Source organism: Mesorhizobium sp. LCM 4577 (assembly GCF_001854795.2).
GTDB classification, from domain to species: Bacteria; Pseudomonadota; Alphaproteobacteria; order Rhizobiales; family Rhizobiaceae; genus Mesorhizobium; species Mesorhizobium plurifarium.
In genome coordinates this window covers 94676-118375 of record NZ_MDDU01000046.1, presented here as the reverse complement: position 1 = coordinate 118375, position 23700 = coordinate 94676, and the positions used below count along the sequence as shown (strand labels likewise).

29 protein-coding genes and 1 other RNA gene are annotated in these 23700 nt (G+C 64.2%); 12 read left to right on the top strand and 18 right to left on the bottom strand.

Annotation, left to right across the window (positions count from 1 at the left end):
- The first annotated feature begins 94 nt into the window (after positions 1-94).
- Complete coding sequence (locus tag LCM4577_RS27710) at positions 95-979, top strand: LysR family transcriptional regulator (protein WP_071074254.1); 885 nt, start codon at positions 95-97, stop codon at positions 977-979.
- Here the strand turns inward: LCM4577_RS27710 and LCM4577_RS27705 are convergent.
- Genes LCM4577_RS27705 through LCM4577_RS27695 form a run of 3 tightly spaced genes read right to left on the bottom strand, consistent with a single transcriptional unit; the run spans position 971 to position 2430 of the window.
- Positions 971-1510 (bottom strand): GNAT family N-acetyltransferase, encoded by a 540-nt coding sequence (locus LCM4577_RS27705; RefSeq protein WP_071074253.1) that lies wholly within the window; start codon positions 1508-1510, stop codon positions 971-973. The genes LCM4577_RS27710 and LCM4577_RS27705 overlap by 9 nt on opposite strands.
- A gap of 39 nt (positions 1511-1549) precedes the next feature.
- Positions 1550-1858 carry a hypothetical protein gene (locus tag LCM4577_RS27700; protein WP_041007736.1) on the bottom strand — a complete coding sequence of 103 codons (309 nt, stop codon included), beginning with the start codon at positions 1856-1858 and terminating at the stop codon, positions 1550-1552.
- Positions 1859-1863: 5 nt separating this feature from the next.
- Positions 1864-2430, bottom strand: coding sequence for an XRE family transcriptional regulator (locus LCM4577_RS27695; RefSeq protein WP_041007738.1), 567 nt, complete (start codon positions 2428-2430; stop codon positions 1864-1866).
- A gap of 152 nt (positions 2431-2582) precedes the next feature.
- Here LCM4577_RS27695 and LCM4577_RS27690 point away from each other — a divergent pair, with 152 nt between their 5' ends.
- Positions 2583-4418 carry an ATP-binding protein gene (locus LCM4577_RS27690; RefSeq protein WP_071074393.1) on the top strand — a complete coding sequence of 612 codons (1836 nt, stop codon included), beginning with the start codon at positions 2583-2585 and terminating at the stop codon, positions 4416-4418.
- Between the two features lie 166 nt (positions 4419-4584).
- Here the strand turns inward: LCM4577_RS27690 and LCM4577_RS27685 are convergent, their stop codons facing one another.
- Positions 4585-5376 carry a GGDEF domain-containing protein gene (locus LCM4577_RS27685; protein WP_071074252.1) on the bottom strand — a complete coding sequence of 264 codons (792 nt, stop codon included), beginning with the start codon at positions 5374-5376 and terminating at the stop codon, positions 4585-4587.
- A 124-nt stretch (positions 5377-5500) separates the two neighbouring features.
- Positions 5501-6445, bottom strand: a complete 945-nt coding sequence (gene miaA, locus LCM4577_RS27680; protein WP_041012227.1) for a tRNA (adenosine(37)-N6)-dimethylallyltransferase MiaA — start codon at positions 6443-6445, stop codon at positions 5501-5503.
- Here miaA and serB point away from each other — a divergent pair.
- Positions 6435-7322: a phosphoserine phosphatase SerB gene (serB, locus tag LCM4577_RS27675; protein WP_116390202.1), complete on the top strand. Its 888-nt coding sequence runs from the start codon at positions 6435-6437 to the stop codon at positions 7320-7322. The two genes, miaA and serB, sit on opposite strands and share 11 nt — an antisense overlap.
- On the top strand, positions 7319-7891 hold the full coding sequence (locus tag LCM4577_RS27670) for a GNAT family N-acetyltransferase (protein ID WP_071031652.1): 573 nt from the start codon (positions 7319-7321) through the stop codon (positions 7889-7891). The genes serB and LCM4577_RS27670 overlap by 4 nt, the downstream gene beginning before the upstream one ends.
- Before the next feature lie 45 nt (positions 7892-7936).
- Here the strand turns inward: LCM4577_RS27670 and LCM4577_RS27665 are convergent, their stop codons facing one another.
- The 6 genes from LCM4577_RS27665 to LCM4577_RS27640 form a co-directional block, all read right to left on the bottom strand.
- Positions 7937-9454 carry a DegQ family serine endoprotease gene (locus tag LCM4577_RS27665; protein WP_041012229.1) on the bottom strand — a complete coding sequence of 506 codons (1518 nt, stop codon included), beginning with the start codon at positions 9452-9454 and terminating at the stop codon, positions 7937-7939.
- Between the two features lie 209 nt (positions 9455-9663).
- Positions 9664-9849 carry a DUF2065 family protein gene (locus LCM4577_RS27660; RefSeq protein ID WP_071031654.1) on the bottom strand — a complete coding sequence of 62 codons (186 nt, stop codon included), beginning with the start codon at positions 9847-9849 and terminating at the stop codon, positions 9664-9666.
- 6 nt (positions 9850-9855) lie between these two features.
- Entirely contained in the window at positions 9856-10797 is a 942-nt protein-coding gene (gene hflC, locus LCM4577_RS27655; protein ID WP_040982154.1) for a protease modulator HflC, read from the bottom strand.
- Positions 10797-11906, bottom strand: a complete 1110-nt coding sequence (gene hflK / locus LCM4577_RS27650; protein WP_071074251.1) for an FtsH protease activity modulator HflK — start codon at positions 11904-11906, stop codon at positions 10797-10799. The genes hflC and hflK overlap by 1 nt, the downstream gene beginning before the upstream one ends.
- A gap of 142 nt (positions 11907-12048) precedes the next feature.
- The gene (locus tag LCM4577_RS27645; protein WP_071031657.1) at positions 12049-12567 is read right to left on the bottom strand and encodes a dihydrofolate reductase; all 519 of its coding nucleotides are present in this window, start codon (positions 12565-12567) and stop codon (positions 12049-12051) included.
- Positions 12567-13583, bottom strand: a complete 1017-nt coding sequence (locus LCM4577_RS27640) for a DUF4424 domain-containing protein (protein WP_071074250.1) — start codon at positions 13581-13583, stop codon at positions 12567-12569. Before LCM4577_RS27640 ends, LCM4577_RS27645 begins: the two co-directional genes overlap by 1 nt.
- 142 nt (positions 13584-13725) lie before the next feature.
- Between LCM4577_RS27640 and cobF the strand changes: the two genes are divergently transcribed.
- Positions 13726-14487 carry a precorrin-6A synthase (deacetylating) gene (gene cobF, locus LCM4577_RS27635; protein ID WP_071074249.1) on the top strand — a complete coding sequence of 254 codons (762 nt, stop codon included), beginning with the start codon at positions 13726-13728 and terminating at the stop codon, positions 14485-14487.
- A 90-nt stretch (positions 14488-14577) separates the two neighbouring features.
- On the opposite strand, the gene LCM4577_RS27630 is transcribed toward cobF, so the two are convergent.
- From LCM4577_RS27630 to modA, 4 genes are all read right to left on the bottom strand, one after another.
- Entirely contained in the window at positions 14578-14919 is a 342-nt protein-coding gene (locus LCM4577_RS27630; protein ID WP_071074248.1) for a winged helix-turn-helix domain-containing protein, read from the bottom strand.
- Positions 14920-15007: 88 nt separating this feature from the next.
- Complete coding sequence (modC, locus tag LCM4577_RS27625) at positions 15008-16120, bottom strand: molybdenum ABC transporter ATP-binding protein (protein WP_071074247.1); 1113 nt, start codon at positions 16118-16120, stop codon at positions 15008-15010.
- Positions 16117-16821 carry a molybdate ABC transporter permease subunit gene (gene modB / locus LCM4577_RS27620; RefSeq protein ID WP_071074246.1) on the bottom strand — a complete coding sequence of 235 codons (705 nt, stop codon included), beginning with the start codon at positions 16819-16821 and terminating at the stop codon, positions 16117-16119. The genes modC and modB overlap by 4 nt, the downstream gene beginning before the upstream one ends.
- A gap of 21 nt (positions 16822-16842) precedes the next feature.
- Positions 16843-17637: a molybdate ABC transporter substrate-binding protein gene (modA, locus tag LCM4577_RS27615; protein ID WP_071074245.1), complete on the bottom strand. Its 795-nt coding sequence runs from the start codon at positions 17635-17637 to the stop codon at positions 16843-16845.
- Positions 17638-17798: 161 nt separating this feature from the next.
- On the opposite strand from modA, the gene LCM4577_RS27610 reads away from it, so the two are divergent.
- Positions 17799-18008, top strand: coding sequence for a molybdopterin-binding protein (locus tag LCM4577_RS27610; protein WP_040995706.1), 210 nt, complete (start codon positions 17799-17801; stop codon positions 18006-18008).
- 13 nt (positions 18009-18021) lie between these two features.
- Here LCM4577_RS27610 and LCM4577_RS27605 read toward each other — a convergent pair whose 3' ends face one another.
- Complete coding sequence (locus LCM4577_RS27605) at positions 18022-18816, bottom strand: thymidylate synthase (RefSeq protein WP_071031663.1); 795 nt, start codon at positions 18814-18816, stop codon at positions 18022-18024.
- Between the two features lie 142 nt (positions 18817-18958).
- Positions 18959-19270, bottom strand: coding sequence for a DUF2853 family protein (locus LCM4577_RS27600; RefSeq protein ID WP_040982174.1), 312 nt, complete (start codon positions 19268-19270; stop codon positions 18959-18961).
- A gap of 169 nt (positions 19271-19439) precedes the next feature.
- On the opposite strand from LCM4577_RS27600, the gene ssrA reads away from it, so the two are divergent.
- Positions 19440-19800: a transfer-messenger RNA gene (gene ssrA, locus LCM4577_RS27595) on the top strand.
- Positions 19801-19900: 100 nt separating this feature from the next.
- The gene (locus LCM4577_RS27590; RefSeq protein ID WP_071074244.1) at positions 19901-20452 is read left to right on the top strand and encodes an AAA family ATPase; all 552 of its coding nucleotides are present in this window, start codon (positions 19901-19903) and stop codon (positions 20450-20452) included.
- 52 nt (positions 20453-20504) lie between these two features.
- Here LCM4577_RS27590 and LCM4577_RS27585 read toward each other — a convergent pair whose 3' ends face one another.
- On the bottom strand, positions 20505-21710 hold the full coding sequence (locus tag LCM4577_RS27585) for a multidrug effflux MFS transporter (protein WP_040982178.1): 1206 nt from the start codon (positions 21708-21710) through the stop codon (positions 20505-20507).
- Between the two features lie 211 nt (positions 21711-21921).
- On the opposite strand from LCM4577_RS27585, the gene LCM4577_RS27580 reads away from it, so the two are divergent.
- From LCM4577_RS27580 to LCM4577_RS27565, 4 genes are all read left to right on the top strand, one after another.
- The gene (locus LCM4577_RS27580) at positions 21922-22605 is read left to right on the top strand and encodes a TetR/AcrR family transcriptional regulator (RefSeq protein WP_040982181.1); all 684 of its coding nucleotides are present in this window, start codon (positions 21922-21924) and stop codon (positions 22603-22605) included.
- 117 nt (positions 22606-22722) lie between these two features.
- Positions 22723-23253 (top strand): SspB family protein, encoded by a 531-nt coding sequence (locus LCM4577_RS27575; protein WP_041008231.1) that lies wholly within the window; start codon positions 22723-22725, stop codon positions 23251-23253.
- A gap of 9 nt (positions 23254-23262) precedes the next feature.
- Entirely contained in the window at positions 23263-23460 is a 198-nt protein-coding gene (locus LCM4577_RS27570) for a DUF4169 family protein (protein ID WP_041011953.1), read from the top strand.
- An 8-nt stretch (positions 23461-23468) separates the two neighbouring features.
- Complete coding sequence (locus LCM4577_RS27565; RefSeq protein WP_040982186.1) at positions 23469-23696, top strand: ribbon-helix-helix domain-containing protein; 228 nt, start codon at positions 23469-23471, stop codon at positions 23694-23696.
- Positions 23697-23700: the final 4 nt, after the last annotated feature.

Sequence of the window (23700 nt, the reverse complement as noted above, 5' to 3'; positions counted from 1 at the left end):
TTTGTACCCGCCACAACGGGCACGGATTGCATGCTGACTTCATCGAAGGCATAATTCAAATTATCGTTTTGCGGGTATTGGCGCTAAATTTCTAATGGCTGAGAAAGTATTCGATACGATACCCCCTCTCGACTGGCTGCGCAGTTTCGAGGCAGCCGCCCGCCTGTCCAACTTCACCGCCGCTGCCGCGGAGCTGGGGCTCACCCAGGCCGCGGTGAGCCAGCATATCCGTTTACTGGAAGAGCGGCTGAAGACGCGACTGTTCGCGCGTCTGGCGCGCGGCGTGGCGCTGTCGCCGGAAGGGGCGGCCTATCTCCCGCACATCCAGTCGGCATTCGYGACCATCGGCAACAGCACAAGCGAGCTGTTCGAGCCGCGCGCCTTGCAGACCGTCTCGATCCGGGCTCCAATCTCGTTTGCCCTTCTGGTGCTGGTCCCGGCTCTGCCCGACCTGGCAAAGGCGCTGCCGCAGGTCCGGCTCGATCTGGTAACCATCCACCGGCCGACCGACTACGACCAGCCGGGTTCGGCGCTCGACATACGTTTCGGCAACGGGTCCTTTCCCGGGCGCGAGGCCGACCGGCTGACCGTCGAGCGGCTTGTCCCGGTCGCGGCTCCGCCGCTCGCCCGGGAAGCCGATTGGACGTCATTGCCGCTGCTCCTGGTGGCAGGCGCGCGCGAGATGTGGGCGGAATGGTTCGCCGCCGCGGGGCTTGCCGGCCATTCCCGCCGCTCGCATCGCTTCGACAGTTTCGTCGCCGCGATGGAAGCCGCGAAGGCCGGCGCCGGAGCACTGCTCGGCTCGCGCCCGCTGATCGACACAGCCCTCAAGGACAAGGGGCTCGTCAGGCTTTCGGATTTCGAGCTTTCGAGCCCATCGGGGCATTTCCTGACGAGACCGTCATTATCGCGATTGTCCGGCGCCGAGCAGGATTTTCGCCGCTGGCTTCTGTCGCGCGTTGCCGGAAGGTCAAGATAGCGTACAGGCCTCCGCTCCTATCCGCTTCCAGTAGATCAACGTGCCGGTCAGCCCGCCATGCGGCTTGAGCGCAAAATCGGGGATTTCTCCCGTCAGCGTGAAACCAAGCTTCTCATAGAGGCCCGCCGCGCCCTCTTCGCTCGCCGTGTCAAGCACGAGCAGCGTGCGGCCTTTCTCGACTGCCAGTTCTTCCGCGGCGCGCATCAGGCGGGTCGCGACGCCTTTGCCGCGATGGGCCGGGCCGGTCATCAGCTTGGCGATCTCGGCGCGGTGYGGTTGATTGGGCGGGAAGCCGAGCAGCAGCGTGACCGTGCCGGCAAGCGCATCGCCCTGCCATGCGCCCAGCACCGCCCTTTCCCCGCGCGCGGCTGCGGCAAGCGACTGGCGCCAGAAATCCCGCGCGGCCTCCACTGACAATGGATGCATGAAGCTCACCGATCCGCCAGCGGCGACCGTTTCGATCAACAGATCGGAGAGCATCGCGATGGTTGCCGCCTCGCCGCTCAACGCCCGGATTTCAAGGGAGTTCATGCTGGTGCTCTCCAGGCAACGAGATATCGGGCACAAGGGTCATTCGAAATGGCTGGCCCGTTTGCGCCGGCGCGCCCGCCGGATTTCGGCAATACGGTCGGCATCTTCCTCGCCGAGATGGCGGCCGCGCTCCAGGATCTCGAGCGTATATTCCTCGTAGGTCAGCCCGAGCCGCTCGGCCCTCTCCAGCCGCATCAGCATGACGGCGTGGCTCGGCGCCTTCCAGGCCTTGTCATGGGCGGCGCGCCAGGCGAGGAAAATATAGGCATCGCCCTTGCCCCAGGGCGGGCCGTCATAGTCGTCGAGCGGCGGCCCGCCATTGTGCGAGCGTTTTGGCCGTCGGGGCATCAAGGTCAGTCCCTGACCAGCGCCACGAGATACTCCGCCGCATCGGGTCCGGGAGCATGAAAGACGCAATCCGACGGGGCACCCAAAGCCAGGCAGTCGCCGGGCCCGAGCCTGTGCACCATATCGCCCTCGGTGAAATCCAGCCTTCCGTCGATCAGCCATATCTGCTGCTTGATGAAGGCGTAGGACGACGCCGGAAGGCTGACCTTGGCGCCTGCCGGCAGGCTGACCCGGATCAGTTCCAGCGGCATCTGCGATGCCGGCGACAGATGCCGCCTTATGTAACCGGTTGCCGGGTCCTGCCAGATCGGCTGCTCCTCCTTGCGCGAGACGCCGCCGCCTTGCGTCTCGGCTCGTGCGATCAGCGTCGACAACGTCATGCCGAAGGCCGCCGCGACGCGCACCAAAAGCGCCGCGGTCGGACTGGTCGTCCCGCGTTCGATGACGCTCAGCATCGCCTTCGAGACGTCCGAGCGCTCGGCCAATTCGGCCAGAGACCAGCCCCTCATCGTTCTTTCGGAACGTATGCGCCTGCCGATCGTCGCTGTGATCTCATTCGATATATCGTCCATTCATCCAATATATCGGAATTCCGAAAACGGGGAAGAGGCTGTTCGATCGAATTGTCGCGGCTGGCTTAACGCTGCCTACACCATCCGACCTCACGTGACTTTAACCCCGATTGGATAGGGTTCCTGCTCCAGGGGAATGGGACCAGAGCATGATGTTTGTTGAACGCGAAGCCTCCGTCGGGGAACCGACCTCGCAGGAACGCCGCAACATCCAGCAGAACGACAAGCGCATTCTGGGCAATGTCGTGCAATGCGACGGCGCCCGCGCCACCATCAGCGCCTTTGCAGAGGATGCCGAAGGCACAGTCACCGGCCTCTGGACCGTTGGCAGGATGATCTCAATCAATCTCGGCTCGACGAGAACGGTCGGCCTTGTCTATGCCATCGGCAAGTCGGACCTTCACTGGAACCACGATGGGCAGAACCTGATCGAGGTCAGCGTCGAGTTGGTCGGTGAAGTGCGTGACGGTGCCGAGCCCGGCGCCAGGCCGGTGTTCGACCGCGGCATCACTACCTATCCGCATATCGGCGCCATCGCCCACCGCATCCGCAGCCGCGACCTGCAGGCGGTCTACGACCTGGCCGGGCGCCATTCGGTGACCATCGGCACGCTGTCGCAGGATGAGTCGATCGACGCCAACATCGCCATCGACGACACGCTGGCGCGCCATTTCGCGATCGTCGGCACCACCGGCGTCGGCAAATCGACGGCGGTCTCGCTGCTCTTGCGCAAGACGATCCAGGCGCGTCCGGATCTGCGCGTGCTCATCCTCGACCCGCACAACGAGTTTGCCGCCTCGCTGCCGGAATATTGCGTCAAGGTCGATTCCAAGACGCTCGACCTGCCGTTCTGGATGTTCAGGCTGGAGGAGTTCGCCGAAGTGCTGTTTCGCGGCCGCGAGACGGTGCCCGAGGAAGTGGATGTCCTGCGCGACCTGATCCCGGCCGCCAAGAACCTCTACCGCAACCCGAATTCCGGCACCTATGTCAGGCGCGGCAGCGACGCGCTGACGGCGGACACGCCGGTGCCTTACCGCATTGCCGATCTCATCAAGCAGATCGACGAGCGCATGGGCATGCTTGAAGCCAAGAACGACCGACCGACCCTGAAATCGCTGAAGACGCGCATCGAATCGGCCGCCGCCGACCCGCGCTACCGCTTCATGTTCAATTCGCGGCTGATCGAGGACACGATCCACGAAACGATCGGCAATATTTTCCGCGTTCCGAGCCATGGCCGCCCGGTCACGTGCTTCGAGATGGCGGGCATGCCTTCGGAAGTCGTCAACTCGGTCTGCTCGGTGCTGGCGCGCCTGGCCTTCGACCTGGCCTTGTGGAGCGAGGGACGGCTGAGGCTGCTCCTGCTTTGCGAGGAGGCCCACCGCTACATGCCGGCCGATCCGCGCCTCGGCTTCGCGCCGACCAGGCATGCGCTGTCGCGCATCGCCAAGGAAGGCCGCAAATATGGCTGCTATCTCGGCGTCGTCACCCAGCGCCCGGGCGAGCTCGACCCGACCATCCTGTCGCAATGCTCGACCTTCTTCGCCATGCGCCTCGCCAACGAGCAGGACCAGGCGATCATCCGCTCGGCGATCGCCGACTCCTCGGCCTCGACGCTTGCCTTCCTGTCCTCCATGGGCCAGCGCGAAGCCATCGCCTTCGGCGAAGGCGTGGCGACGACCATGCGGCTGAAATTCGAGAAGCTGGCGCAGGAGTTCATCCCCGGCACCGCGAAGGGCGAGCAGATCGAGCCCTCCGTGGACGGCTGCGACGTCGACCTGGCGATGATCGTCGAGCGGCTTCGCAACGTGCCGAAGCCGCAGCAGTCCATGGCTTTTGCCGAGACCGTGGACTCAACTCGTCAAGCTGGCGACCCGGACTACAAGAAGCCGGCCGCCGCCGCCCCTCGCGTCCAGCCCGACGACGACTTCGACACACGCTATGGCCTGAAGCCCTCGACCTTCGGCATGCGCCAGTTCAACGATTGAGCCAGCAACCTCCGAAAGCAGAGTAAATCTCGTCAGGAAATTCGTCAGGCTGAGTCGACTGGAGTCGTTTTCGAGAACCGGAGCGGAGCGGACATTCAGTCCGTGAGCACTGGAAGCGCAGAAAACGCCTCCAGACGGCCAGCCTCACGAATTTAGTGATGAGATTTTAGGCGCAGACGCGGTTGCGGCCTTGCTTCTTCGCCTCATAAAGCTGGCGATCGGCGCGGCGGTAGAAATCCTCCGCGCTCTCCTTGTGGTCCCAGACGGCGAGGCCGACGCTGGTGGTGACCTTGAGACGCACATTGCCCGACATGATCGACAGGTTGGCGATCGCCTTGCGGATGCGCTCGGCGAACCGGGCGAGCAGTTCGACATCCATGTTGGGGGTGACGACGGCAAACTCCTCGCCGCCCAGCCGCGCTACCACATCGTGATAGCGCGTCATGTCTCTGAGACACGTGGCGACGGCCCTCAGCACCTCGTCGCCGACATCGTGACCATGCGTGTCGTTGACCTGCTTGAAATGATCGAGATCGAGGATCATCAGCCCGACGGGCCTGTCGATGCGGCGAAACTCATGCAGATATTCGCGCAACGCATCGTCGAAATAGCGGCGGTTCTGCATGCCGGTGAGACCGTCGGTGAGCGCCGCCTGCTCGAGCGTCTGCGAACGGGCGCTGAGCGAAACGGTCATGGCCCTGAGCTTGCCCTCCTCCCGCACCTGGCCGCGGATCAGCGGGTAGATGAAGAAGGTGCCGAAGAACAGCGCGGTCGCCAGCAGCGCGCCGGTGACGAACAGCAATTTGTTGAGATAGACGATCTTGTCGACGCGCGATGCCGTATCGAGGTCGGCGGCGATGTCCTGCAATTGGCCATAGGCGTGGAAGGTCACCAGGCCCGCGGCCAGGATCACAAAAATAAAAACGAAAAATGCGGATTCCGCCTTATGGAAACGCATCTACTCCCCGCGGCACTGCAAGCCCTGAGGTTATGGCATGGTGGACCTTACGGACCGTTAACCCGGACAACCTTGGCGAGAATTAGAGCCGGGGATTTTAAGGTGCTGATTGAAAAGCGTTTAGTCAGTCCAGAAGCGCCGGTTCGTCGCCCGGCCGCAGCCTGCGCCACTCCGCGCCCAGTTGGTGCCTGAACCAGGTCGACTGGCGCTTGGCATATTGCCGGGTGGCGATCTTGGCGCGTTCGATCGCTTCGGGAAAACCAGACTGTCCGGCCATCGCCGCCTGCAGCTCGCGCACGCCGATCGCTTTCATCGCCGGCAGATCGGGGTCGAGGCCGAGCGCTACGAGCTGACGCACCTCGTCGAGCGCGCCCTTGTCGAGCATCTGGTCGAAACGCGCCTCGATACGCCGGACCAGTTGCTGCCGGTCCGGCTCGATGACCAGGAAGCGCGCGCTGTCGCGATCGATCAGCGGCCGGCCGCGCGCCGCCTGCCATTCCAGGATCGAGCGACCCGAAGCGTCGAGCACTTCCAGCGCGCGCACGATGCGTTGGCCGTCCGTCGGCCTGAGCTGCATGGCCATGGCCGAGTCCTCGTGCATCAGCAGACGATGCAGCCTTTCGGCCCCTTGTTCCTTGAGCTCGTAACGCCAGCGCTCGCGGACGGCCGCCGGAATATCCGGCATATCCGAGATGCCTTCGGCCAGCGCGCGGAAATAAAGCCCGGTGCCGCCGACGAAAACGACTGGACGGCCCGACAGGACGCCATCGTCGATCAGCTTCGTCACGTCGCGCAGCCAGGCGCCGGTGGAATAGGCGGTGGAGGGATGTACGTGGCCGTAAAGGAAATGCGGCGCGCGTGCCATCTCGGCGGCGCTCGGCCGCGCCGTCAGGACGTCGAGAACCGAATAGCCCTGCATGGAATCGGTGTTGACGATGACCCCGCCATTGCGTTCGGCAAGATCGAGCGCCAGCGCAGACTTGCCGCTGGCGGTTGGCCCGGCTATCAGGATCGCGTTCTTGACGCGGCCCTCGCCCGCCTGTCTGCCGGAATGTTCGATGCCGCTGATCGCCACTTTAGTGTCCCGTCCAGAAGCCCGCGCCGTGCCGGCCTCGCTTGCGAATATGGCCTTGCGGGCCGCCGGCGCAAGCGCCGTTCACTGGCTGGCAGAGGATGTCGCCTGCGATCTCGTTTTGCCGCAGACGCCCGATATCGGCGAAATGACCGCCAATCTGCGCGCCGCGCTGGCGTCGGAACCGGTCGACGTCATCGTCCAGCCCGCCGAAAGCAGGCGCAAGAAGATTCTGCTCGCCGATATGGATTCGACGATGATCGACCAGGAGTGCATCGACGAGCTTGCCGACGAGATCGGCGTCAAGGACCACGTGGCGGCGATCACCGCGCGCTCGATGAATGGCGAGATCGCCTTCGAGCCCGCGCTGCGCGAGCGCGTCGCCCTGCTGAGGGGCCTCGACACCGCCGTGGTCGACCGCATCATCGTCAATCGGCTGACGCTCGCCGCCGGCGGCCGCGCGCTGGTGCAGACGATGCGCGCCCATGGCGCCTGGACGGCGCTGGTCTCCGGCGGCTTCGACGTCTTCACCAGCCGCATCGCCGCCATGCTGGGATTCCAGGAAAACCAGGCGAACCGCCTGATCGAGGACGGCGGTGCATTCACCGGCATGGTGGCCGAGCCGATCCTCGGCCGCGCGGCCAAGGCGGAAGCGCTGCTCGAGATCGCGAAGAGGCTCGGGCTGACGACGGAGGATGCCATCGCGGTCGGTGACGGCGCCAACGATCTCGATATGATCCGTCTTGCCGGCACCGGCGTCGCGCTCCACGCCAAGCCGGCGGTGGCGGAGCAGGCGCGCATCCGCATCGATCATGGCGACCTGACCGCGCTGCTCTATCTCCAGGGCTATCGCCGCGAAGAGTTCATCGAATGAAGCCGATCCGCACCGAGCGCCTCATCCTGCGCAACTGGGAAGAGCGCGACCGCGAGCTTTTCCACCGCATCAACTCCGACGAGCGCGTGATGGAGTTCTTCCCGTTCCGTCGCGACCGCGCCGCGGCGGACGCCAAGATGGACGAGGTCTGCGCCTGGATCGAAGAGGACGGCTACGGCTTCGCCGCGGCCGAGATTGCCACAACCGGCGAATGCATCGGCTTCGTCGGATTATCCGGAACGGAAGACATAGACGTGCTGGCGCCCGGCACGATCGAGATCGGCTGGCGCCTGGCGCCCGAATTCTGGGGCAAGGGCTACGTCACCGAGGCGTCGGAAGTCTGGCTTGCCTTTGGCTTCGAAACGCTTGGCGTCGACGAAATCGTGTCGTTCGCGGTTGCCGGCAACCGTCGCTCGATCGCCGTCATGAAGCGGCTCGGCATGCAACCCGACGCAGGCGCCGATTTCGATCATCCGAGCGTTCCCGACAGCCACCCGCATCTCAAGCGGCATGTCCTCTACAGGCTGTCGCGCCAAGGCTGGCAGGCACGAAAAAGGGCGGCCCGCTAGCCGCCCTTTTCGTTGAAATCCAGTTGGTTGGGCGCGTTTCCGCGCTCAATCCATCCTGATCGTCACGAAGCGCAGTTCGCCGGTCTTCGAGGCCAGCATAAGGAGCGCGTTCTTGCGGCCCTGCTCCTTCAGCGCGCCGATCCGGTCCATAACGTCCTTCGGCGTGCCGACCGATTCCTGCGCGATCTCGGTGATCACCTCGCCGGGTTGGATGCCGCGCTCGGCCGCCGCCGAATCCTTGGCGACGTCGGTGACGACCACGCCGGACACGTCGGCCGCGATGCCGAACTTCTGCCGCGTCTGGTCGTTGAGCTCGCCGACCGTCATGCCGAGCACCGAGGCTGTCGACACCGGAGGCGCTGCCTTGTCGCCCTTGTCCTGATCGGGGTTGCCGTTCTCGCCGCTGGCCAGCTTCTCGCCGTCCTCAAGCCGTCCGAGCGTAACCTTGACCGTTTGCTCGACGCCCTTGCGCACGATGACCACGTCGACCGCCTTGCCCACCGGGCTTTCGGCGACGACGCGCGGCAGGTCACGCATTTCATGGATATCCTTGCCGTCAAACTTGATGATGACGTCGCCGGCCTGCACCGAACCATTGTCGACCGGCCCGCCCTTGATCACGCCGGCCACCAGGGCGCCCTTGGCGGTCGCCATGCCGAGGCTTTCGGCGATGTCGTCCGTCACCGGCTGGATGCGTACGCCCAGCCAGCCGCGCCGCGTCTCGCCATACTGGCGAAGCTGGTCGACGACGCCCGCGGCAAGCTGCGAGGGGATGGAGAAGCCGATGCCGATCGAGCCGCCCGACGGCGAGATGATCGCCGTGTTGATGCCGATGACGTCGCCGGCGGCGTTGAACAGCGGACCGCCGGAATTGCCGCGGTTGATGGCGGCGTCGGTCTGGATGAAGTCGTCATAGGGGCCGGAGTTGATATCGCGGTTGCGCGCCGAGACGATGCCGACCGTCACCGTGCCGCCCAGGCCGAACGGGTTGCCGATCGCCATCACCCAGTCGCCGACGCGCATCTTGGTGGAATCGCCGAATTTCACCGCTGTCAGCTTGTGGCCCTTGGGGTCGACCTTCAGCACCGCGACATCGGTCTTGGTGTCGGTGCCGACCAGCGTCGCCTTCAGCGTGACGCCATCGGAGAAATTCACCTCGATATCGTCGGCATCGGCGATGACGTGGTTGTTGGTCACCACGATGCCCTGCTCGGCATCGACGACGAAGCCGGAGCCGAGCGACTGCACCTTCTGCCCGCCACCGCCCTTGTCGCCGCCACGGTTCTTGAAGAAATCGTCGAAGAAATCCTGGAACGGCGAGCCCTCGGGCAGCTGCGGCATCGGCACCGCGCCCGGTCCTTCCGTGCCTTTCACCGTCTGCGAGGTCGAGATGTTGACCACCGCGCCGAGCAGGCGCTCGGCGAGATCGGCGACCGAGGGCGGCCCGTCGGCGGCGATCGTCGGCGTGACGAAGGAGGGAACGGCAACAATGCCGACCGCGAATGCCGTGGCGCCGGCGAAGACCATGCGCCGCGCCGCGCGCAATAGGGTGTCGGATATCATCGTGGCCTCCCGGTGGTTCTGAAAAGGAAAAGCGCATCCGCAAAGGCGCCCGTCTTGCTCATGTTGGCAAGAAATAAGGCACGTTTGCGGCTATAGCTATCGGCCAAGGATAAATCGTCAATCGCTTCGGCACCATGGAATTTTCATTCGAGGCAATTCCGGGAAAAGTGCTTAGCGGTTTTCCGTCCGGAATTGCGCAAAACAAACAGCTAGCCGCGGACCAGCCAGACGATACCGACGCCCATGGCGATCGCCACCAGCCCGCCGATCCGCAATATATTTTCCGGCATCGACAGCACCTCGGCGGCGAGTTTCCGGGCCAGAGCCGGAAACCCTCCGTAGACCAGCCCTTCGATCACCAGGACCAGGCCGATTGCCGCCACAAAATCCTGCACCGCCCGCTACTGGGCGGTGCCGGGTTGCGTCGCAGGCGCGGCCGGTGGAGCGGAAGGCGCCGGTCCGGGCTTGCTGTCCGGATTCCGGAAATAGCGGAAGAACTCGGATTCGGGCGAGAGCACCATAGTCGTTCCGGTGTTGTCCAGCGCCGTGCCGTAGGCGTTCATCGAGCGATAGAAATCGAAGAAGGCCGGATCGCGCTTATAGGCGTCCGCGAAGGTCGCGCTGCGCTGCGCCTCGCCCTCGCCGCGCAGGATTTCCGATTCCTTCTGCGCCTCGGCGACGATCTCGACGACCTCGCGGTCGGCCCGCGCCCTGATGCGCTGCGCCGCCTCGTTGCCGCGCGCCCTCAGACGCTCGGCCTCCGCCAGGCGCTCGGCCTTCATGCGGTCATAGGTCTGCTGCGAGACCTCCGCCGTCAGATCGGTCCGGCGGATGCGCACATCCTCGATGTCGAGGCCGAGCGAGGTCGCGTCCGGGCGCAACTGATCGCGCACCTCGCGCATCATGTTGCCGCGCTCTTCCGAAAGAGCGGCCTCGAAGTCGCGCAGGCCGTAGACACGGCGCAGCGCCGCATCGAGACGCGTTTTCAGACGAGCCTCCGCCAATTCCACCTGGCCGGACACTGCCGCGCGGAAGGTGCGCGGATCCGAGATGCGATAGGCGATGAAGGCATCGACCTCGTAGAACTTGCCGCCCGAGACCTGGACGCGGATGTTGTCGAGGTCGAAGCGCATAACCCGCTTCTCGACCATCTGCACGCTGTCGGCATCGAAGAAGGCGAACGGCGCCTTGAAGTAGATGCCGGGCTCGTTCTTGACGTCGATGATCTCGCCGAACCTCAGCACGATCGCCTGCTGGCCGGCATTGACCACGAATACCGAGGAATAGAGCAAAAACAGAAGGACGGCCGCGATGACGGCGATGATGGGAAGACGGTTGGCCATCACTGGTTACCTCCCGTCACGCCCATCGGGCCCGGCGCCGGTTGCGCTTTCGGCTGCAATGCCGGCAGCGGCAGGTAAGGCAGCACGCCCTGACCGTTGCCTTGCTCGACGACGACCTTGTTCGAGTCCTTCAGGATCCTCTCCATGGTTTCGAGATAGAGGCGCTTACGCGTCACGTCGGGCGCCTTGGCGTATTCGTTATAAACGGAGATGAAGCGYTGCGCCTCGCCTTCCGCCTCCTGAACGACCCGGTTCTTGTAGGCCGCCGCATCTTCGCGGATCTGCGCCGCCTCGCCGCGCGCCTGCCCGAGCTTCTGGTTGGAATACTGGTTGGCCTGCTCGACGAACTTGTCCTCGTCCTGCTCGGCGCGCTGCACCTCGTCGAACGCATCGGCCACCTCGCGCGGGGGTGCCGCGTCCTCGATCGAGACCGCGTTCACCTGGAGGCCGGTCTTGTAGCCGTCGAGCGTGCCCTGGATGATCTCGCGCACCGCCGTTGCGATGCCCTGGCGGTCGTCGCGGAAGATGTCCTGCGCCGGGCGCCGGCCGACGACTTCGCGCATGGCGCTCTCGGCCACCTGGGTCAGCATGCCGTCGGGGTCGGAGACATCGAACAGATAGGCCCTGGGATCGGAGACCTGATAGGCTACCGAAAACTGCACGTTGACGATGTTCTGATCGCCGGAGAGCATCAGCCCGGAGCCGCTGGCCGCGCCGCCGCCTATGCTGACGAGTTGTTCGGAGATCTTGGCGGTTTCAACCGTTTCGATCGGCCACCAGTGGAAATGCAGGCCAGGCTGCGAGAGCTCGGTCTTCGGCTGGCCGAAGCGCAGTTCGACGGCAACCTCGTCTGGCTGCACGGTATAGATCGCCTTGAAGGCCCACAGCACGATGAGGGCCAGCGCGATCAGCCCGAGCACGGCCGGGCTGGCGCCGCCGCCGCCCGGAAGCGCGCGCCGCAGCCTGTCCTGGCCGCGGCGGATGATGTCCTCGAGATCGGGGGGCGAACCCTGCGGGCCGCTTGGCCCCTTCGGTCCCTGCCCCCAGGGCCCCTGATTGCCGCCGCCGCCCCACGGGCCGCCGCCACCGCTCTTGTCGTTCCAGGGCATGAATGTCCTTTCGCTTCGGTTCCCTCAAGGCCTTGCGGCGCAATCCTAACGTAGTTCTTCTATAGGGACGCCTTGGCACGCTTTCAACGCGATGTGCCACCGCCATCGTCCGATTTGGGCCGGTAGCGACCGTTTGTCGTCGTCAACGGCCGTCGCGACGGCGTTCGTAGACGGTGTAGCGCGTCGCGTGGCTATCCTTCTCGCCGGCGGGAAAGTCCTTGGCGCTGACGACTCGCCAGGTGCTGGGATCGATCGGCGGGAAATGCGCATCGCCATCGACGCTGGCCAGCACATGGGTCACGTGCAGCCGGTCGGCAAGCGGCAAGGCCTGGGCATAGATCTCGCCGCCACCGACCACGCAGATTTCCTCCGCTCCCGCCATGCAGCGGCCGCGTACCCTGGCCAGAGCGACCGCGTCATCCAGCGAGTGGGCCACCTCAATGCCTTCGGCGCGCCAGGCTTTGTCGCGTGTCACCACGATGTTGAGCCGGCCGGGCAGCGGCCGGCCGATCCCTTCATAGGTCTTGCGGCCCATGATGATCGGCTTGCCCATCGTATCGGCCTTGAAGCGCTTGAGATCGGTGGAAAGCCGCCACGGCAGGCCGCCCTCGCGGCCGATCACGCCGTTTTCGGCAATGGCGACGTAGATCGCGATGTCCATCAGCCGCCATTCCCGCCATTGTCCGACGGCTCCAAAAGCAGGATGTCGATGTCACGCTCGGGATAGAAATCCTTCGCGGTGATCTCGAACGTCGTCGGCCCGACCTTTTTGACGTTGTCGCCGCAGAAGGAGACGAGGTCTTTGGGGCTGCCCTTGTCGATGGTCAGCTTGAAATTGCCGATGGTGCCGGATGCCCAGTTGCCCCCCGTGGTCAGGATGTAGGCGATCCGGCTCTCATAATATTTCGGATAGCCGTCCGGATTCGCCTTGGCCGCCTTGCGCACCGCGTTGTCGAACGTCTCGTCCATGCAATAGCGGCTCTTGTAGCTTTGATATTGCGGGTTCTGGAACTGGCCGTCGGAGAAGAAGCTGACCGAGGAGGTGCCGCCGACGCTGGGCTTGTAGCGGTGCGAGACATGGACCTCCTTGTTGGCCGGAAAGGTCGAGCGCCACCAGTAAGTCGAGCGCAACTGCCAGAAGGGCACATAGGCGGTCTGCATGCCCGAGCCGTCATCGGCGGTATCCTCGATGATGATGCCACGGTCCTCCCAGTCCTTGGTGACATCCTTGGGCAGCTTTGCCAGCGCCGCCTTGGCGGCGTCGCCGAACGGATAGAGCGGCACGTTCTGCGCCTTGAGGTCGGCGGTGATGTCGATGCCCAGCGCAAACGCCCTTTGCTCGAGCTGAGGCTTGGCGTCGACGCCGTCGATCGTCACCTCGAAGCCGAGGAAATTATCGCTCTGCGCCTCCGGGATCGCCGGCATCTCGTTGGGATCGCCTTCGATGTCGGGCATCGGGAACGCGACGATGGAGCTGACATCCTTGTCGGTGTTGTTGCGGAAGACATAGTCGACCGTCACCTTCTCCGGCGAGATGAAAAGATCTTCGCTCTGCATGGCGACGGCGTCGCTGCGCGACAGGATCAGTCCACCGGTGCCGAGTTCGGCGATGGAATCATTAGCGAAGGCTGGCGCGGCCATGACTGCCAGCGCTGCGGTCAGTACGGTGCGTAACATGGACCCCTCCTCTGTGCCGCGATACCGGGGCCAGCCGGATGCGCTCTTCCATCTACCCGTTTCAGGATAGCGTTTCAAAGCCCTTCGTCGCCGGATACGGGTACTTCTGGACACCGCGCCGCCGATCGGGCAGGAGATCGCCATGCGCAAGCTTCTCGTCATCGGCATCGGCGCCGGCAATCCCGACCACATGACGGTCCAGGCCATCGACGGCCTGAACCGCGCCGACGTGCTGTTCATTCCCGACAAGGGAGCGAAGAAGAACGATCTTGCCGATTTGCGCCGGCACATCTGCGACCGCTTCGTCACCAATCCGAAATCGCGCCGGGTCGAGTTCGATGTGCCGGTCCGGGCCGAGCCGACATCGTCTTACCGGACAACCGTCGACGACTGGCACGAGGCGATCGCCGAGATCTACGAAGCCCTGATCCGCGAGGAACTTGCCGAAGACGGCTGCGGGGCCTTCCTGATCTGGGGTGACCCGTCGCTCTACGACAGCGCGCTACGTATCCTCGAACGCGTGCGCCTGAGGGGCAATGTCGGTTTCGAGCTCGAAGTCAYCCCCGGCATCACCGCGATCCAGGCGCTGGCCGCCGCCCACGCGACCGCGCTCAATCGCATCGGCGACTCGATCCTGGTCACCACCGGCCGGCGACTGACCGAGGAAGGCCTGCCCGCCAATGCCGGCTCGACCATAGTCATGCTCGACGGCAAATGTGCCTTCAACACACTGGCCGACAAGGACGTGCTCATCCAGTGGGGCGCCTATCTCGGCACGCCGGATGAGATCGTCATTTCCGGACGCTTAGGCGACGTCGGTGCCGAAATCGAAAGGGTTCGTGAGGACGCCCGGCGAAAGAAGGGCTGGATCATGGACACGTATCTGCTGAGGAAGCCAGAATAGGCAGTGGGGATTAGGCAGTAGGGCGATCGAGGGTCCTCCATTTCATGGGCCCGGCAACTCCAGGGAGATCATAGCCTACTGCCTACTGCCTCACCCCGCATCGATCTCCGCCTGCAAGGCCTGCATATGCACGGCTGCGGCCGATGAAGCGGCTCGCTCTATCGCGCGAAAGCGGCTGACCACGGCCAGACCCACCGATGTCAGTTGCGCGCCGCCGCCCTTGCGGCCGCCCGTCTGCGCGGCGACCAGCGGCTTGCCGAAGACGCGGTTCATGTCCTCGACCAGATCCCAGGCATGCTTGTAGGACATCTCCATGCCGCGCRCCGCGGCCGAGATCGAGCCGAAGGCGGCGATCTGCTCCAGAAGCTCAATCTTGCCCGGGCCGATCCGGCCGTCGGGGTCGAGATTTATCCGCAGGCTCAGCGACGGCATTTCATCTCCTCGGATTTCACGGCATCACAATAGTCCCTGTGGAAGCTGAGCGCTATTCCAAATATACATAGCGACATGACCGAGCTCCTCAAACGTCGGCCTCGGCCGGCAGGCCGGCGCCGGTATTTGCGCGATCGAAGCTCACGGTCTTGATCACCGCGAAGACCTGACTTCCCAGCTTGAGGCCAAGCGCCTGCCGCGATTGCTCGGTGATCCGCGCGACCACCGCCGCGCCATGGCAATCGATGCCGATTTCGACCTCGGGCCCCTCGCCCGGCTTCATGCTGTCGATCGTTCCCGCCAGGATGTTGAGCGCGCTGAGGCCGGCGGGCCTCTCGACGGCGATCATCACGTCGCGGGCGCGGATGCGAATGCGCACCGGAGCGCCCGCCACCCGCGCCAGTTTCGGCACCCGGATTTCGCCGGCCTGCGAGGCAAGCACCGTCATGCCGAAAGCCTCGTCATGACGCAGGACCTTGGCGTCGAGTACCGCTCCGCCCTCGCCGCGTTCCTCCGCCGGCAACAGGTCGAGCCGCTGCATGATCGCTTCTGTCGCTCCGGAAGCCGCGACCTTGCCTTGCGAAAGCACCACGACGTCGCTCGCCAGCCGCGCCACCTCGGCGACGGAATGGCCGACATAGACGATCGGGATCTTCGTCTCGTCGCGCAGCCGTTCGATATAAGGCAGGATCTCGGCTTTGCGCGCCTCGTCGAGCGAGGCGAGCGGCTCGTCCATCAGAAGCAGCTTCGGGCTGGCAAGCAGGGCACGGCCGATGGCGACGCGCTGCTTTTCGCCGCCCGAAAGTTTCGCCGGCCGCCGGTCGAGCAGATGGCCGATGCCGAGCAGATCGACCACCGCATCCATCTTGGCGTAGCGTTCGGAAGCCGGCGTGAACCAGCGGCCGTAGCGCAGATTGCCGGCGACGCTCATATGCGGGAACAGCCGCGCATCCTGGAACACCATGCCGATCCGCCGCTTGTGCATGGGCACGAAGATCCGCGCGGCGGTGTCGACCAGCACGCGTCCGTCGACCGAGATGCGACCCTTGTCCGGACGGATCAGGCCCGCAATCAGGTTGATCAGTGTCGACTTRCCCGACCCCGAGGGCCCGAACAGCGCCGTCAGTCGGCCGGCGCTCTCGAAACCCGCTTCCAGGGCGAATTCGCCGAGCCGATGGTGGATGTCCACGGACAGCGTCATTCGATGTCCATCCGCCGGCCGACGCGACGCGCCAGAACTTCCGAAGCGATGAGCGCGACCATCGAGATAGCGATCGAGATCAGCGTCAGCCTGAGCGCGCCTTGGTCGCCGCCTGGCACCTGGGTGAAGGTGTAGATCGCCGAGGGCAGCGTCTGCGTCTCATTGGGGATGTTGGAGACGAAGGTGATGGTGGCGCCGAATTCACCCATCGCCTTGGCGAAGGAAAGGATCGCGCCCGCGATCAGCCCGGGCAGGATCAGCGGCAGCGTGATGGTGGCGAACACCCAGAGCGGATTGGCGCCGAGCGTGCCGGCGGCCGCCTCGATTCTGCGGTCGACCGCCTCGATCGAGAGCCGGATGGCCCGCACCATCAGCGGAAAGCCCATGACCCCGCATGCCAGTGCCGCGCCCGTCCAGCGGAACGAGAAGACGATGCCGAAATGCTCGGCCAGGAAGGCCCCGGCCGGGCCGCGCCGGCCGAAGGTGAGCAGAAGCAGGTAGCCCGTCACAACCGGCGGCAGGATCAGCGGCAGATGCACCAGCCCGTTGAGCAGCGTCTTGCCCCAGAAACGCCCCCGCGCCAGCAGGAGCGCAAGCAGGATGCCGGGCGGCAGGCTGGCGATCATCGCCACCGTCGCCACCTTGATCGACAGCCGGACCGCATTCCATTCGTCGGGAGTGAGGTCCAGCAGCCAGTTCATGTCAGCGTTGCGCGGTCTTTCTCAATTACTCGGCGCGAGCACCGTGAAACCCTGCTCCTTGAAGAGCGCGGCGGCCTTGGCCGACTCGACGCATTTCAGGAAGGCAGCCGTATCCTTGTCCTTCGAATCGGCGGTCTGGGCAATCGGGTAGATGATCGGCGGGTGCGAATCTTCCGGGAAGGTGCCAACGACCTTGACGCCCTTTTCCGCATGCGCGTCGGTGGCGTAGACGATGCCCAGCGCCGCCTCGCCCGTCGACACCAGCTTAAGCGCTGYACGCACATTCTCGGCCTGCGCGACCTTGCCCTCGACCGACGACCAGACGCCCAGCGATTCCAGCGCCGCCTTGCCGTATTTGCCGGCCGGCACGGCCTTGAAATTGCCCATCGCAAGCTTGCCGTCGCCGATCAGCTTGGCGAGGTCGAATCCCTTCTCGACCTTGGTCTCTACCGCGGAATCCTTCGGCGCCACAAGGACGATCTGGTTGCCGAGCAGCTTCACTTCGGTATCCGGCTTGATCAGCTTCTTGTCGGAGAGATATTTCATCCAGTCGAGGTCGGCCGACACGAACACGTCGGCCGGCGCGCCGCCTTCGATCTGCTTGGCCAGCGCCGAGCTCGCCGCGTAGGAAATGGTGGCGGCTTCGCCGACTTCCGGCTCACAGGCCTTGTTGACCGCGTCGAGCGCATCCTTGAGGCTCGCCGCGGCAAACACGACCACCTTGTCGTCGGCATGGGCCGCCGGCACCGCCGCCATCAGCATTGCCGTGAAACCTCCAATAGCGATCGCCTTCAACCCGAAACCCTTGCCCGTCATGAAGTCTCTCCCTGGTTTCAAAATCCGTTCGGCCCAAAGCCTCTGACCGATATATCCGGATGAACATAACAAAGAAAGGCTTTTCGCCTGTCGTGGCATTGTGCGCCGGCGTGATCCCAGCCTACGATGAATGCCAACGGCGAAGCTCAAAGGAGAGACGCATGAAGATCAGCGCCCGCAATATCCTGAAGGGTAAGGTCACGGAGATCGTCAAGGGAGCCACCACCTCGCATGTCAGGATCGACATCGGCGGTGGCGTCATCGTCACCTCCTCGATCACCAACGAGGCGGTCGCCGACCTCGCGCTCGAAAAAGGCAAGCAGGCCTATGCGGTGATCAAGGCTTCGGACGTCATGGTCGGCATCGACTAAGCCGAAAACTGGCTCATACGGCGATGGGCGCCTTGATATTTGCATCCGCGAAATAATTCTCGAGGCGGAAATCCTCGAAACGGAAGGCAAAAAGGTCCGCCACCTCCGGGTTGATCCACATCGTCGGCAAGGTCTTCGGCGTGCGCCGCATCTGCTCGCGCGCCTGCTCGAAATGGTTCGAATAAAGATGCGCGTCGCCAAGCGTGTGGACGAAGTCGCCGGGCTTCAGCCCGGTCACCTGCGCCACCATCATGGTGAGCAGGGCATACGAAGCGATGTTGAACGGCACGCCGAGGAAGATATCGCCGGAGCGCTGGTAAAGCTGGCAGGAGAGCCTGCCTTCCGAAACATAGAACTGGAACAGACAATGGCAAGGCGGCAGCGCCATCGCCTCGACCTCGGCCGGATTCCAGGCCGAGACGATGAGCCGGCGCGAGTTGGGATTCCGGCGTATCTCCTTCAAAAGGCCCGCGATCTGGTCGATCTCGCCGCCATGCCCGTCCGGCCATGAGCGCCACTGCTTGCCATAGACCGGGCCGAGATCGCCGTTCTCGTCGGCCCATTCGTCCCAGATGCTGACGCCGTTGTCGTTGAGATATTTGATGTTGGTGTCGCCGGCCAGGAACCACAGAAGCTCGTGGATGATCGACTTCAGATGCAGCTTCTTGGTCGTCGTGACCGGAAAGCCGCGCGAAAGGTCGAACCGCATCTGGTAGCCGAACACCGAGCGCGTGCCGGTGCCGGTACGGTCGCCGCGGTCGACGCCGTTCTCCAGCACATGCTTCAACAGGTCGAGATATTGGCGCATCGGCTCTGCCTCGATTCGGGTGACAGGCAATCATACCCGACCGACAGCCGGTCGAACACCGCAAAGCTGGCGGCAAATGTGGACCACGCCAGAAATCCGCGGCGCCGGCACGGTTTCGTGCCGGCCGCCGGGTGGCCGGGACTCAGAGCGAGCCGAGTTTGCCGAGGTCCTTCGCCACCAGATAGTAGAAGGTCACGCGGCTCTTGGTGTTGTCGGCCTGCATGGCCTTGCAGGTCTTCTCGATCGAGGCATTCGCCTTTGCGGCATCGGCAACGCCGAGCTTCTTGCCGATCCAGTTCTCCCGCACGCGGTCGAGTTCCTTCGGGTCGGTGCAGGACACCAGCGAGGAATCGCGGTTCCTGAGCGCAATGCCCAGATGCTTGACGATCTTATCGACCGCGTCGGCGCTGGCGCCGGCATCGTATTTCTTCACATCCGCAAGATAGTCGGCCATCGAAACTTCCCCTCGTCGGCGCCACGGATCCGGTCGATGAGGGTTGTGGCGCGCCGCGCAGCCTGTGCGCTAGGTCAGAGACTCCTCACCGGGAGCGAGATTTGATTGAGTAGCCGCGCAAGTCAACCCTTGGCTGCACAGTTTGGCATAACCGGATAAGCGGCGGTTTGGCCTTTATTTTTCCCTCGTCGCTCCCTATATTCGTTTCGTCGGCTTGACCGACTATGGCGATAAACAGGCGATGAAATAAGCCGTTCGGACCCGGGGGCGGTACCCGGCGCCTCCACCAAAAACCGCTCTGGCCGACAGAGCGGCTTTTGCTGGGGGCGAAATAGGATCGACGAAGGTGTAAAGATCGTACTTTTGCCCGGCATTGTACCACCGTTATCGGGCTAAACTTATAGTTGCCAACGACAACTATGCGGAAGCTCGTCTCGCTGCTTAATGCGGCGCGAACGCTTCAAATCAAGTCCTAGCGGTTCGCACTTCTAGGCGGGGTTCGGAGGTACCTGGCAACAGAAACCTCCACCTTCCCCTTCTTTGCTCATTCCCAGACCAACCCACGGCCAAGGCTTGTCCAGCGCTCGACGCGCGGCGCAAGCCTTGCCGCCCATCCTCCATGGACATGCGATGCAAAACGATTCCGACCGATTCTTCGTGCTGACCGGCGGTCCGGGTTCCGGCAAGACCACCTTGATCGAGGCGCTGCGTGCCGAAGGCTTCGCGACGGCCCCCGAAGCCGGGCGCGGCATCATCCGCGACCAGACGGCTATCGGCGGCCCTGCCCTTCCCTGGCAGGACCGCGCGCTCTTTGCCGAGCTGATGCTGGCGTGGGAACTGCGCTCCTGGCACGTTGCGCGTACCGAACCCGGCCCGGTCTTCTTCGACCGCGGCGCGCCCGACACGATCGGCTATCTCAGGCTCTGCGGCCTGCCGGTGCCGGACCACGTCGCAAGCGCGGTGCGAAAATTCCGCTACGCGCGCCGCGTCTTCGTCGCGCCGCCCTGGCCGGAGATCTTCACCCAGGACGAGGAGCGCAAGCAGACGCTCGACGAAGCCGAGCGCACATTTCGTTCCGTGACCGGCGTCTACGCGGAGCTCGGCTATGAGCTGATGACTTTGCCGCTTGTGCCGGTCGAAGAACGGATGCGCTTCGTGCTCGATCAAGCCGGCTTGCGATAGATATGAAAAAGGCCGGGCAAGCCCGGCCTTTTTTGAGTTGTTTCGAGGCGCCCTATTCCGCCGGCGCCTCGACAGTTTCACGCGCGCGGCCGAGCGTCAGCTTGGCCAGCGTGAACGAGATCACCGCGCACAGTGTGATGCCCGCCACCATCGGCAGCGGCGTTCCGTCGAAGAAGATGCCGGCGACGCCCATCGCCAGCGCGCCGATGGCGAAATGCAGCGTGCCCATCAGCGCCGAGGCCGTGCCGGCGATCTCGCCATGCTCTTCCATCGCCAGCACCGAGGTGGTCGGGATGACCAGGCCGAGGAAGCCGTAGCCGACGAAGAGCAGCGCGGCCATCACGTCGAGCCGGTCGACGCCGGACGCCATGATCGCGAACAGCGCCACCATCACCGTGGCATAGCCGGTGACCGCCACCCAGACGACGCGCTTCAACCCGAAGCGGTCGGCGAGCATCCCGGTCAGCTGCGACATGCCGATGAAGGCGACCGCGTTGATCGAGAAGAACACGCTGTAGACCGACGGCGACAGGCCGTAATGGTCGATCAGGATGAAGGACGAGCTCGACAGATAGACGAAGAAGCTCGCGATGCCGAAGCCGGCGATCGCCACAAGGCCGAGGAAATTGCGGTCGCCCATCAGGTAGCGGTAGCCGGCAAGCGCCGTGCCGAAGGACGAGCCGGCGCGCTCTTCGACCGGCCGCGTTTCCTTGAGCGAGGTGGCAAGCAGGATGGTTGCCAGAGCGGCCGCACCCGTCACCGTCCAGAACACGGCGCGCCAGCCGAAGCTTTCAATGATCTGGCTGCCGGTCAGCGGCGCCAGGATCGGCGACACCGAGAACACCAGCATCAGAAGCGACATCAGCTTGGCGGCCTCGTTGCCGGTGTGCAGGTCGCGCACGATGGCGCGCGGCACCGCCATGCCGGCGCTGGCGCCGAGACCCTGTAGGAAGCGGAAGGCGATCAACCATTCGATGGTCGGCGCCATCGCCGAGCCGACGCCGCCGACCATGAACAGCGCGAGGCCGGCGTAGAGCGGCGCCTTGCGGCCGACCATGTCGGAGATCGGGCCGACGACGATCTGGCCGAAACCCATCGACAGGAAGAAGATCAACAGGCTCATCTGTACCGCGGCGGTGCCGGCATGCAGGTCCTGGCCGATCGAAGGCAAGGCGGGAAGATACATGTCAATGGCGAACGGTCCGATCGCGGACAACAAGCCGAGCACGACCGCGATGCGGAGGAATTTGGGACTCATGATAAGGCTCTTTTTCGGATCTKGTTGCCGCCGCGAAATACCGGCGTCTGAACCCAGGACGTTCCATCCCGTGGAAATCCGACATCCGGGAGCGATTTACTCGTCTCCTTCAGAGCGAGCTTAATCGCCCTTCGGCGCGAACTTCCCTTTGTTGTGTCCACAAATTTAGACAGGCTTGTCCAATTCGTCAATCACCGCTATATAGATTTTCATGAAGCACGGCGTTTCTCCTGACACTTTCCCGCCACGCAGCCACGAGGCCAAGCGCGTGTCGGTGGTGGATGCAGCCGCTGCCGTCTTCTGCCGCGAAGGTTATGCCGGCGCCAATATCGACCTGATCGCCGCCGAAGCCGGCGTCTCGCGCCAGACCGTCTACAATCATCACGGCGACAAGGAAAAGCTCTTCGTCGCCGTTGTGCGTGATCTGACGGAGCGCTGCAACGCCGGCATCTTCGCCACCATCGCCAGCTTCCCCGACCAGCCTATGGATCTGGAAGCCGACCTGGTTGGCTTTGCCGTGCGCATGAACCGCAACTGCATCTGCAACCGCGACGGCCGTTTCCTGCGCAAGCTGATCCAGGCCGAAGGCGAGCGTTATCCGGAACTGTTTGCCGAATGGCGCGAGCAGGGCCCGGGCCGCACATGGTCGGCGCTTGCCGCGCGCTTCGCCCGGCTTGCCTTTGCCGGTCACCTGGCGATCGGCGATCCTGACGTCGCGGCGCGTCAGTTTCTCGCCCTCGTCAACGCTGAGCTTCAGATCACCTTCATGCTGGGCGGCGTGCCGACCGAGGAAGAGGTCCTGCGCTCCGCCACCAATGGCGTGCGAACCTTTCTTAGCGCTTTCGCCAGGAAGAAGTCGCCAGCCGGCAAACAGGCGGCGCTGGTTCACGCCTGAGCGATCAAATCGTCGACACCCCCTCTTGGCCTCACGCCTTTGCGCCTATATGCGGTTTACGCCGCGCTCAAGCTTGATTACAGCTATGCGGACGATTCAACGGAACCCGACCATCACATGGCCGACGACCATATCCGCTACGACATTCTGGCCCAGGAGGCTCTGCGCGGCGTCATGCGCAAGGTCCTGGCCGAGGTCGCGCGCACTGGCCTTCCGGGCAATCATCATTTCTTCATCACCTTCCTGACCGGCGCGCCCGGCGTGCGCATCTCGTCCAGGCTGCGCGAGCGCTACCCGGAGCAGATGACCATCGTCATCCAGTTCCAGTATTGGGACCTCAAGGTGACGGATGCCGGCTTCGAGGTCGGGCTTTCCTTCTCCGACGTGCCGGAAAAACTCGAGATCCCCTTCTCCGCCGTGCGCGGCTTCTACGATCCGTCGGTGAATTTCGAGCTCGAATTCGACGTCAAGACGGAGAGCGCCGAGGACGAGGTCGCCGCTCCGGCGCCCGAGCCGGTCGCCGTCGTCCCTGAGAAGAAGCCGGAAACGAAGAAGAAGGCCGCCGAGACCGAAAAGAAGCCGGCTGTCGCCGAGACCGGCGGCAAGGGCGCCGACGTCGTCTCGCTCGACGCTTTCCGCAAGAAATAGCGCGGCGCCGTGGGCGAGGTCGTCAATCTCCGCCAGGCCCGCAAGCAGAAAGCGCGCACCGAGAAGGAACGCCAGGCGAGCGAGAACCGGGCCTCGCATGGCCGGACCAAAGCCGAGCGCGAGCGTGACCGGCTGACGTCAGAGAAGGCCGAGAAATTCGTGGCCGGCCACCGCCGGGAAAAACCCGACGATCCCGGCAAGCGCTGAGTCCTGCAATGGCCGCGGTCGAAAAACGTTCGGTAACGATCCGCGGTCACCGCACCAGCTTTTCGCTTGAACAGCCCTTTTATGACGATCTCATCGCCATCGCCGCGCAGCGTTCGCTGTCGCTCGCGGCTCTGGTCGCCGAGATCGACGAGACGCGCACCCGCGACGCCAACCTGTCATCCGCGCTGAGGCTCTATGTGCTCGCCTGGGCGAAACGCGGCGGCGCGACGTCCTGAGGAT

Excerpts from the sequence above, each read along its gene's own strand:
- LCM4577_RS27700 (WP_041007736.1), bottom strand. The coding sequence starts at position 1,858 with ATGCCCCGACGGCCAAAACGCTCGCACAATGGCGGGCCGCCGCTCGAC.
- LCM4577_RS27695 (WP_041007738.1), bottom strand. The coding sequence starts at position 2,430 with ATGGACGATATATCGAATGAGATCACAGCGACGATCGGCAGGCGCATA.
- LCM4577_RS27690 (WP_071074393.1), top strand. The coding sequence starts at position 2,583 with ATGTTTGTTGAACGCGAAGCCTCCGTCGGGGAACCGACCTCGCAGGAA.
- LCM4577_RS27685 (WP_071074252.1), bottom strand. The coding sequence starts at position 5,376 with ATGCGTTTCCATAAGGCGGAATCCGCATTTTTCGTTTTTATTTTTGTG.
- serB (WP_116390202.1), top strand. The coding sequence starts at position 6,435 with ATGCCGCTGATCGCCACTTTAGTGTCCCGTCCAGAAGCCCGCGCCGTG.
- LCM4577_RS27670 (WP_071031652.1), top strand. The coding sequence starts at position 7,319 with ATGAAGCCGATCCGCACCGAGCGCCTCATCCTGCGCAACTGGGAAGAG.
- LCM4577_RS27665 (WP_041012229.1), bottom strand. The coding sequence starts at position 9,454 with ATGATATCCGACACCCTATTGCGCGCGGCGCGGCGCATGGTCTTCGCC.
- hflC (WP_040982154.1), bottom strand. The coding sequence starts at position 10,797 with ATGGCCAACCGTCTTCCCATCATCGCCGTCATCGCGGCCGTCCTTCTG.
- LCM4577_RS27645 (WP_071031657.1), bottom strand. The coding sequence starts at position 12,567 with ATGGACATCGCGATCTACGTCGCCATTGCCGAAAACGGCGTGATCGGC.
- LCM4577_RS27640 (WP_071074250.1), bottom strand. The coding sequence starts at position 13,583 with ATGTTACGCACCGTACTGACCGCAGCGCTGGCAGTCATGGCCGCGCCA.
- modB (WP_071074246.1), bottom strand. The coding sequence starts at position 16,821 with ATGAACTGGCTGCTGGACCTCACTCCCGACGAATGGAATGCGGTCCGG.
- LCM4577_RS27610 (WP_040995706.1), top strand. The coding sequence starts at position 17,799 with ATGAAGATCAGCGCCCGCAATATCCTGAAGGGTAAGGTCACGGAGATC.
- LCM4577_RS27605 (WP_071031663.1), bottom strand. The coding sequence starts at position 18,816 with ATGCGCCAATATCTCGACCTGTTGAAGCATGTGCTGGAGAACGGCGTC.
- LCM4577_RS27600 (WP_040982174.1), bottom strand. The coding sequence starts at position 19,270 with ATGGCCGACTATCTTGCGGATGTGAAGAAATACGATGCCGGCGCCAGC.
- LCM4577_RS27590 (WP_071074244.1), top strand. The coding sequence starts at position 19,901 with ATGCAAAACGATTCCGACCGATTCTTCGTGCTGACCGGCGGTCCGGGT.
- LCM4577_RS27585 (WP_040982178.1), bottom strand. The coding sequence starts at position 21,710 with ATGAGTCCCAAATTCCTCCGCATCGCGGTCGTGCTCGGCTTGTTGTCC.
- LCM4577_RS27580 (WP_040982181.1), top strand. The coding sequence starts at position 21,922 with ATGAAGCACGGCGTTTCTCCTGACACTTTCCCGCCACGCAGCCACGAG.
- LCM4577_RS27575 (WP_041008231.1), top strand. The coding sequence starts at position 22,723 with ATGGCCGACGACCATATCCGCTACGACATTCTGGCCCAGGAGGCTCTG.
- LCM4577_RS27565 (WP_040982186.1), top strand. The coding sequence starts at position 23,469 with ATGGCCGCGGTCGAAAAACGTTCGGTAACGATCCGCGGTCACCGCACC.